The organism is Nocardioides sp. CPCC 206348 (assembly GCF_048654705.1).
Lineage (GTDB): Bacteria > Actinomycetota > Actinomycetes > Propionibacteriales > Nocardioidaceae > Nocardioides.
The window spans coordinates 1-9,840 of sequence record NZ_JBMCZA010000039.1; the positions used below are offsets into that span (position 1 = coordinate 1).

Consider the following 9,840-nt stretch of genomic DNA (forward strand, 5'->3'; position numbering starts at 1 on the left):
ACAGCCCTACCGGCGCGGACTTGGGAGACACGCCCTAGCCGCATCCGCCAGCCAGCCTCGTCTTGGTGCTCAATGTTTGCGCCCGCTGAGCGTAGCTGGTCGCCTAGCGTCACCAGGACAGCGGTCTTTCCGTCGCCGGGGTTGCCGCTAAGGAGGACGACGTCGAGCTCACCGGCCAGCACCCGGGGAAGGAGCTGGGTGTCGAGCGCTGTTGGCACGTAAGTGTCCACAGCAAACGGATCGTCCAGCCCGCGGTTACCGCCGTTGCCAGCGACGCTCCCGCGGTAGAGACGCCGGATCGATGTCACGGCCTCGTTGTGGACTTCCGTGAGTTCGAGTGAAGGGCCGGGAGTGACGGATGGAGCGAGCGGAGTCGCTGGACGAGCGGCACGAACGAGGTTCAAGAACTCCGTAGCGCTCGCGGGTCGGTCGGCTGGATCAAGCTGTACGCCCTTGAGCAGCGCCTGCAGGAAGGCCTCTCCTTCGTTTCCCCACACCTGGCGGTCGTCTGGAGTGAGTGGGACGATCTCAACCCGACCGTCTGTGACGCGGGTGATGGGTCGTCCGAGCATGGCGAAGGCGAGGCTCGCGGCGAAGCCGAAGAGGTCGCTAGAAGGTTTTGCCGGCTTCCCGTTAAGCACCTCGGGTGCGGCGAACTTGGGGGTCCAGCCCTGCGGTCGTTGTCCACGGGGTGTCGCGAGGCCGAAGTCAATGAGCTTGGCAATCCCGCTGCCGTCATTGGCGGCCACGATATTGGCCGGTGTGACATCGCCGTGCAGAAGGTCCTTGCCGTGGACGTAGGCAAGGGCCGTGAGGACATGCTCGGCGATCTGACGGAGCTCCTTCAGCGAGCGGTCGATCCCCACCACGTCGAGGCTCTGGCCCTCCACGTACTCCTGCACTAGGTAAGGCGGGGTCTTGTCGATCTGGATGTCGTAAACGCGACCACAGCAATCATGGTTGAGCTGGTTGGCTGCCTGATACTCCTCTCGGAGCGTCTCAGGCATCGCCACCTTGAACTGCTTGAGCACCTTGTGGTGTCCGGGCCACGTGTCGAAGACCTTCCACGTGACGGCAAAGCCGCCCTCGCCCAGTTTTTCCTCAATGCGGTAGCGGTCACCCACCACGCCACCCGGGGTGAATTCGTTAGTTGCCGTGCTGTGGGCCTCCGTCAGAGACTTGGGTTTCGGCGTGAGACTAAGCATCAACTCCTCGGCACTCGGACGTGATCCGGCATCCTCCAGCGCAACTGCCATCGGTGACGCCCAAGGGTAGGAATCAAGCAACTTCGCTTGCATCTGCTCGATCGTCAGCTCAGGAGCAGACTCTCCCAGCAGCCACTCGATGAGACACATCGAAAGGCTGAACACGTCCGACCTAGGTGTCGCCGTAGCCAGGCTCACAGCGCACTCCGGAGCCCGGTAGTCATTGCTGCTGTCTTCGTCGGGTTCCCACGCAACGATCGTCTGCGCGTTGTCGATGCGGGCCAGGTGGAAGTCGCTGAACATGACCCTCAGCGCGCGCCCAAGCCAGATTCGTCCGGGGTCCAGGGCGCGGTGGACGAGTCCTTCGGCGTGGACTTCGGCGAGCGCGGTGTAGGCGTCAACAACCAGGTTGCGTGCGATGTCGTCGGGCAGTCGACCTGCGGGGCGCTCCGGGTCAAGGTCCTTCAGACTCTTGGCCAGGCTCCGCGCGTTGGGCGGCCTGACGACAGGAACCACGAAGAGGCCGTAGGCCTCGTCGCGGAAGAACGGAAGTGCTTGCCAGGCTCGGCCGGATTCAGCGAGCTTGTTGAGCGCCTTGGTTTCGCGTCGCAGAAACTCGGTTGGGTCCCCGAGCTCCTCCAGTGCGGCCACTGGATAGCACTTGAGCACGACGGGACGGTCGGAAGAATCGACAGCTTCGTAGGCCTGTTCCTTGCCAGGAACGGCCATCCGGTTGTCCACTCGGAAGTCACCGAGCATCTGGATCTTGCCGCCCGCTGGAAGGTCATCGAGGTAGGCGATGACGGCCTTGCGAGCGTGACCGAGCGGCGTTTCGGCTTTGTCTATCTTTAGCATTTCCGCCCCAGCCGCCGACAGCTGCCAGACGTGCTCGCTGATGTCGTGGTTGAGGCCACTCAGGATCTGGAGGTTGTCGTGGCTGAGCACGATCCCGGGCACGACCCGCTTGCCGGGGACCTGCTTGTAGCCCTTCGCGTGATCTTTCAGTTTGGTCGCCAGCTTGCGCGAGAGTTGACCCACGCGACCGATCGGGTTCTGCCTGGCCCGGCTGTTGACATACCAATAGCTGTCGTCCACCACGAGCCGAGGGCCCCAGGACTTTTCGTCCAACACGAAGATCTTGCCGTGACCTACGACGATCAGGTCAACGTCATCGCGGTTCTCGCCGGCGAGCTTGCGTCCGGCGAAGATCACCCAGTCGTCTGGCAGGGTGTCGCGCAGATGCTCGGCGGTCTTCTTCTCACCAGGCCCGACCCACTCGTCCTTCACCCTCAGGTCAGCCACTTGCTACGCCTCCGGATAGTCGTCGGGCCAAACCCAGCGGCGCAGGGTGGCTTCGGGCAGGGTCCGAATGCGCTCGAGGTAGGCGTTGTCCTTGGAGTAGCTGAGGACGAGTTGGTCCCGGGCACGAGTGGCGCCGACGTATCCGGTGCGCCCCTGGCGGTCGACTTCGTCGGTGCCGTCTGGGTCGGGAAGCTGCTCGAGCCCCACGAGGAAGACGACGTCGAACTCAAGCCCCTTGGCGGAGTGCACGGTGAGGATCTTGACCTTGGGTTCCGTCAGATCGAGGGTGTCCGCCTGGCTGGGGTAGACGACTCGGCATGGCACGTCAGCCTCATCCAGGGCGCGGGCCACCCCACCCATGGCCCACTTGCGGGTCGCCAGGACCCCGATGTCTTGTGGCAGACGAGCGCCGTCCTGGAGGAGCAGCGCGACGTCGCGGGCGACTGAGGCTGCCTGGTCGGCATTGGTGGTCGCCCACACGAGGTCGACCGGCTCGCCTTCGAAGGCGTGATCGCGGCCCTTGATGTCTAGTTGTTTGCCGAGCGCCGAGGTGACATCGAGGATCTGACGGGTTGAGCGATAAGGACGATCTAGGGTGAGGGTCTCCACAGGAAGCGAGACGGGCTTGTTCATGCCGAGGTCGTGGTAAAGCGCTTGTTTGGGGTCACCTGCCACAACCATCCCGCCTCGCCCCGGTCGAAGGACGCGCTCGGCTAGAGCGGTCCAAGCTGGGTAGAAGTCCTGCCACTCGTCGATCAGCACGGCGTCGATTGCCGGGACAAGACCCCTCCGCACGGCCGCGTCAAGGTCCCGCCACGCACGGTCCGGATCGGTGAGCGACATTTGCACGCCTAGAGAGGCTGAGAAGTTCCCGACCGTGTTGACGCGAACATTTGGATGCTCCGAGGTGAGTTTCCTGAGGTAGGGAACCAGCATCCGGTTGTAGCAGAGCACGCGGATGTCCCAGTCAGGGTGCTGCTTGGCCAGCCGGTTGGCGCGTGCACACAGCACGAGAGTCTTGCCACTCCCCGGCGGACCGGTGATCACGAGCATGCCGTCCACGTCCCGAAGGGCAGCTTCTGCCTGCTGTGCGTCGAGACGGATTCGATGCACTAATCGGTCTGTCGCTCCGGAGTCGCGCATGGGTGCCCGCACCGGCACTTCGACCGTCACCCTGGGGCCGAAGTATTCCGCCAGAGCCCGGGTGGCGTCTGGGTCGTATTCGCGATCAGGTAGATCGCACAGCCACGCGCCTTCAGCCACATCCGCGGAGCGTTCGACGTCCAGAAGTTGCCGCAGCACCTGTGTGCGCGCCAGCTCGGGGACTGCGGAGCGCAACGTCGCCACCCTGCGGTTGAGCGCGACCGCTGCGTCATCGGCGGCGAACTGGTCGATTGCGATGAGGCCACACCGAGGATGGTTCGCCACCACCGCAGGCAGAGCGTCCGAGTCTGTAATCCAAACGTCGGCCCCGGCATGCAATAGGGCCTGCTCAGCGGACGCGAAGAGCTCTGACTGGCCGAGACCCATGCCTTGCTCCACCCCGTCCTCGCAAGCAACTTTAGAGTCGCAGCTTAGAACCACGCGCGGGGGATTTGGGTGCGTTCGCATAAATGATCCGAGCTGCGCCGCTGGCGCCACCAAGTTCGCTGGATCGGACGACGATGAGGACTTCTCAAGGCCGAGTCCAGCGAGGAAGAGAATGGCTCTTGAGGTTCCCCACCGCTCGCCGGGCAGCGGCAGACGGCTCCCGTCATATCGTCGGCCTCCCTCAGACCGCGCTCGCGAAGCAACTCGACTTCACCCAGTCGTTCCTCTCACAGATCGACCGGGGAAGCCGGCCAACTCCTGACTCGCTCGTCGTCCTGCCAGATGCTGTGAGTTTTCGTGACGATCCAAAGAAGTGGCGGTCGCGACGCATCGGGCCGCAGGGCACGGAGAAGAAGGCCTAGTCCTCATTGCCACCCGGACCGTGGATCGGTTCGGCATCGGCGTGGTGGGTCACATTGAATCGTCGTCGGGGGCGGGAGATGAATGAGCCCGTTGAGGTCGTTGATGAGAAGCCGCTCCTCCTGAGGCAAGCGCTCAAGCAGGCGTTTGGGGGCCAGACGGTCGCTCTCGTATCGCACATCGTCGGCTTCGACCCGGCGTGGATCTTGCGTTGGACGCAGGTTGTCGACGCGGAGCCGCCGCCTCGCCCGACCATCGTCATCGACATTTTGTGAGCGACGCCTGCGCAATCGGACATAGATGGTCGTTGTGCCCGGCGCAGACGAGAGATCGTGCGGGATGCGAACCATTTTGTCGGTAGCCGTCGGTAGGGTTCGACGGAGCGAACCAACCATCTCTGGAGGACTTGTGCCGGACATCTTCGACAACCTGAAGACGGAGTCCGCGATTGGTCCTGCCCTCCAGTCCGCGCTGTCCAACTTCGACACCTGCGATGTGGCGACGGGATACTTCGACCTGCGCGGATGGGCGAGTTTCGCCGACATCGTCGACGGCAAGCTTGAGAATCGTCAGCCCGGAGACCCCTCCATCGCGCGTGTGTTGATCGGCATGGTCATGCCTGCTGACTCGGCACTCATGCTGTCGGCGCTGCAGGACGCTGTTCAGCCACCGCCTTACGGCTCGGACATGAACGACATGGGCAAAGCGCTCGCTGCCAAGGAGCAGCTCGTCAAGCACCTGCGGACTCAACTGATGCGTGGGCTGCCGTCAGAGGCGGAGCAGCGCACGCTCCAGCAGCTCAAGAGTCACCTTGAGTCAGGGGCCGTGCAGATGAAGGTCTTCACGAGCGCCCCGTTGCACGGAAAGACATACATCTTCCATGCGCCTGGCAATCAGATGGCCGAGCGGCGCGCATACGTCGGCTCTTCGAACCTGACGAACGCAGGGCTCTTTCGGAACCTGGAACTGAACATCGACGTCAAGGACGACGATGCCTCGAAGAAGCTCGCAGACTGGTTCACGGACCGATGGGATGACCACTTCTCCCTCGAGATCACGGCGGAGATCATCGAGCTGATCGAAGAGTCCTGGGCATCTGACTCTCAGCCGACGCCGTACGAGGTCTACCTCAGGGTCTGCTACAGCTTGTCCGAGGACGCGCGCGAGGGGATGGGCTACGTCCTGCCGCCGTCGATGCAGAACCTCCTCCTTGACTATCAAGAGACGGCTGTACGCACGCTCGCCCGCCGGATTGTCCGGCGCGGCGGCACGATGCTCGGCGACGTGGTCGGCCTCGGCAAGACCCTGACCGCTGTCGCGACTGCTCTCATGCTCGAAGCCGCCGAGGACTACACGACGCTGGTTCTGTGCCCCAAGAACTTGCAGCACATGTGGGAGGAGCACCTCGAGAGGTACGGGCTTGTGGGGGCGCGGGTAGTCCCGTACTCGATGGCAGACAAGAGGCTGCCGGAGCTCAAGCGCTTTCACCTGGTCATCTGCGATGAGTCGCACAACCTGCGGAACAACAGCACGAAGGCCTCCGAGGCGATCCAGGACTACGTCCGTCGCAACGGCTCGAAGGTTCTGCTGCTCACCGCGACTCCCTACAACCTCGCCTTCGCCGACGTGGCGAACCAGATCGGCCTCTACATCGACGATGACGAGGATCTCGGCATCCAGCCCACCGCTGCGATGGCCAAGGACCCCGCCCTCATCGACAAGGTCGACGGCAAGATCACAACGTTGGCCGCATTCCGCAGATCCGAAGAGCCTGAGGACTGGAAGCGCCTGATGAGCGATCACCTCGTTCGGCGAACACGCTCGTTCATCAAGCGCACCGCCAAGAAGGAGACCGTCACTCTCCCGAATGGCAAGACGGAGGAGCGCGAGTACCTTCAGTTCGCCAACGGTCAGCGTTTCCACTTCCCGACCCGGTTGCCTCGCCCGTTGAGCCACGACTTCGCCGATGACGACCCGGCCAAGCTGATGGAGGAAGAGGGCACCCTTGACGCGGTCCGTGACCTCACTCTGCCTCGCTATCGCCTTGCCGACTACGACGACCCCAAGGCCGTCCACTCGGATAAGGACGCCAAGATCCTGGCTGACATCCGATCGGGCCGCGGCAATGTCAGTGGGTTCGTCAGGATCGGCCTCTTCAAGCGACTGTCGTCTTCCGGCCACTCGTTCATCCTCAGTCTGCAGAGACAGCGCGCCCGGAACGAGCTCTTCATCTATGCGATCGAGAACGATCTAGACGTGCCCCTCGGAAGCTTCAGCGACCACCAGTTCATGGTGTCGGACGATGACCTCGAAGAGGACGAGGACATGTACGGCAGCCTGGAGTCCCAGTATCGCGAACTCCAGCGCCGCCTGCCGTCCTCGACGAAGTGGCTGGCGACGAAGCTATTCAAGCCGACGCTGAAGAAGGACCTCCAACGTGATAACCGGATCATCACCGAACTGCTCGACAGCTTTGGCCCGTGGGACGCAGCTAAGGATTCGAAGGTCAATGCACTGGTCGACCTTCTCCGCGACAAGCATGCGGGTGACAAGGTCTTGGTCTTCACCGAGTACGCCGACACGGCCATGTATGTCGCGCAGGCACTCAAGGACGCCGGCATTCCGAACGTCGGTCTTGCTTCCGGGGATTCTGAAGATCCCGCCGCGATCGCTCGAAGGTTCTCGCCGAACAGCAACCGGCTTCCCGGCGACGAAGACGATCTGACGTCTGTCGTCGACCCGATCGACGTCCTCATTGCGACTGACGTGCTGTCCGAGGGACAGAACCTTCAGGACTCCCACATCGTCGTGAACTACGACCTTCCGTGGGCGATCATCCGCATCATCCAACGTGCGGGACGTGTTGACCGAGTGGGTCAGAAGTCAGACTCGGTCTTCATCTACCTCATCACCCACGAGAAGGTCGAACAAGCAATCCAGCTACGCCAACGGATCAGGCAGCGTCTCGGCGACAACGCCGCTGCGTTCGGCTCCGATGAGCGGTTCTTCGGAGATGCCAAGGAAGTGAACCTTCTTGATGATCTCTACAAGGGTGCCGTCCCGTCAGAGGATGAACTGGACCAGGACGAGGGCGAAGCAGATGCCGTTAGCGAGGCCTGGCTGGTCTGGTCACGCGTGAAGGACGACAAGCCAGACCTGGCAGGGAAGGTTCTCAAGATGCAGGACCTCATTCACAGCACTCGCGAACCGTACGACCACGAGACGAAGACCGGCGTCACCACTTTCGCGAGCACGACGTCGGGCGTCGACGCCTTCGCTGCTTCGTTCGACAACCCCGATGGCGGCGAAATGATCGAGCGATTGCTGACTCCGCTCGAAGCACTCCACATCTTCCGTGCTCAGGAGACCACTCCGACTGCCGCACTCCGCCCCGACCACTTCGGACGTGAGTCGGGTCTGATCAAGGGCAAACTCAGCAACGAGATGGTGGCGGTCGGAAACCTTCGCGGGGTCCGCAAGTGGGCGGTCGAACGCCTGGGCGGAACGATCTATGGAGCCGATGCAAGTGTGGCGCTGGAGGCCATGATGGATCGCCCTTTGACTGAGTACGCCAACATCCGCCTTCGGCAGGCACGGCGCAGCAAGTATTCCGACCAAGATTTGGCCGACATGGTGAAGCAGCTCCACGACGAGGAGCGGCTGGTGATCGGTTCGACCGAGAAGGATGAGATCAAGATCGTGTGCTCGATTGGGGTGACGCCGCGATGACCGACGGACTCATCGCGGAAGCCGACAAGGGCGACTTCAGCAAACTGTTCCGTGTTGACCTGTTTTGGCACAGTCCAGATCAAGCGCCCATCGAGATCGAGCTCGACGATGGTTCCACGGTGAAGGCGACCAACGTCTCCTCCTTCAAGGGAGTTCGGGTCTGGGAAGTCCCGGCCCTTCCTGGCTCCGCCGCGGAAGCGAAGTTCGACCAGGCCATCGCGAAGAACTCCACGAACCGCCTGGTGATCTTCCACGATGGAGACAAGCAGGTGTGGCGCTGGCCATCGCGCACCGCCAAGGGCGCGGGAGTCATCTCACGGCCCGCCCGTCACGTTCACAGGGTCGGCAGCCCCGACCCGCAGTTCGTGATGAAGCTTGATGCCATTCGGCTGCCGAGCGACGTGGTCCTCGATGTCAACGATCTGCTCTCGCGAGTTCGCGGAGCCTTCGATGTCGAAACCAAGAACGAAACCAAGCGTGCATCCAAGCTCATGGCCCAGATGTACGCCGCAGTCGAGAAGGGGTACGCGCCCGGCTCTGATCCCAAGAAGCGCGACCATGAGATCTCGGTCAGCCTTGCGCGCGTGCTTTTCCTGCTCTTCGGTGATGACACCGAGATGTGGAAAGACTCTTCGGGTGAGCCGCTTCCTGATCTTTTCCAGGACTTCATAAAGGACGACACAGAGCGCGACGGATCCGACATCGCTGCCCGACTCAACGCACTCTTCCGCGCCCTCAACACGTCTCCTGGTGACCGAGCTGGCCTGGCGCCGGAGCTGGCAGCGTTCCCTTACGTCAATGGCGGCATCTTCGACGAGACGATCACTCTGCCTGACCTCGATAACGACTTCCGTAAGGCCATTCTCGATGCAAGCGCGGTCGACTGGTCCACTATCAGTCCGGCCATATTCGGCTCTATGTTCCAGTCGGTCCGAGACGCCCAGACGCGCCGCGAGTTGGGCGAGCATTACACGTCTGAGGAGAACATCCTCAAGACGCTCAACCCGCTCTTCCTCGACGAACTACGGACCGAGTTCGACGTTGCGCTTGCGCGGGATTCTGCCAAGAAGCGCGTGAATGCGCTCAATGTCCTGTGGAAGAAGCTTGGCGAGATCCGCTACATGGATCCTGCTTGTGGTTGCGGCAACTTCATCATCGTCGCCTATCGCGAGTTGCGAGCGCTTGAACTGGAGCTCATGGGCGCGCTTGCGGACATCCAGCAAGGAGAGGATGCGGCCACCCTCGATGCCGACTGGACCCACCTACTCAAGGTGACGCTTGACCATTTTTATGGCATTGAGATCGACGAGTGGCCCGCGCGGATCGCGGAGACCGCCATGTTCCTCATGGACCGTCAGTGCGATCTCAGAATGAAGGAGCGGTTTGGAGTTGCGCCAGAGCGGCTCCCGATTCAGAAGTCCGCGAAGATCGTCGTCGCTAATGCGCTGCGCACGGACTGGCATGCGATCTGTCCACTGACAGAGAGTGTCATCGTTGCAGGGAACCCCCCGTTCGCAGGGCGAAGAACCCGTACACGCGATCAAAGTGCTGATCTGGAAGTCGCCTGGGGTAGTCGGTTCGACGGAACTTTGGACTACGTGACGGGGTGGCACGCGAAGGTGTTGTCGTACTTCGCGCATACCAAGGGGCTGTG

General features: G+C 62.3%; 5 protein-coding genes. 3 read left to right on the forward strand and 2 right to left on the reverse strand.

Features of this window, described 5'->3' with window-relative positions; genetic code table 11:
• Together ACOADB_RS01090 and ACOADB_RS01095 are read right to left on the reverse strand one after the other, a co-directional pair.
• Positions 1-2,507: protein kinase domain-containing protein (locus ACOADB_RS01090; RefSeq protein WP_378596077.1), on the reverse strand; the 2,507-nt coding region annotated here is incomplete at its 3' end.
• Between the two features lie 3 nt (positions 2,508-2,510).
• Positions 2,511-4,037: a 3'-5' exonuclease gene (locus ACOADB_RS01095; protein WP_378596078.1), complete on the reverse strand. Its 1,527-nt coding sequence runs from the start codon at positions 4,035-4,037 to the stop codon at positions 2,511-2,513.
• A gap of 500 nt (positions 4,038-4,537) precedes the next feature.
• On the opposite strand from ACOADB_RS01095, the gene ACOADB_RS01100 reads away from it, so the two are divergent.
• The 3 genes from ACOADB_RS01100 to ACOADB_RS01110 form a co-directional block, all read left to right on the forward strand.
• Complete coding sequence (locus ACOADB_RS01100; RefSeq protein ID WP_378596079.1) at positions 4,538-4,732, forward strand: hypothetical protein; 195 nt, start codon at positions 4,538-4,540, stop codon at positions 4,730-4,732.
• Between the two features lie 133 nt (positions 4,733-4,865).
• Complete coding sequence (locus ACOADB_RS01105) at positions 4,866-8,186, forward strand: helicase-related protein (protein ID WP_378596080.1); 3,321 nt, start codon at positions 4,866-4,868, stop codon at positions 8,184-8,186.
• On the forward strand, positions 8,183-9,840 hold a 1,658-nt coding region (locus ACOADB_RS01110; RefSeq protein WP_378596081.1), incomplete at its 3' end, for a DNA methyltransferase. The genes ACOADB_RS01105 and ACOADB_RS01110, both read left to right, overlap by 4 nt.

Excerpts from the sequence above, each read along its gene's own strand:
- ACOADB_RS01095 (WP_378596078.1), bottom strand. The coding sequence starts at position 4,037 with ATGGGTCTCGGCCAGTCAGAGCTCTTCGCGTCCGCTGAGCAGGCCCTA.
- ACOADB_RS01100 (WP_378596079.1), top strand. The coding sequence starts at position 4,538 with ATGAATGAGCCCGTTGAGGTCGTTGATGAGAAGCCGCTCCTCCTGAGG.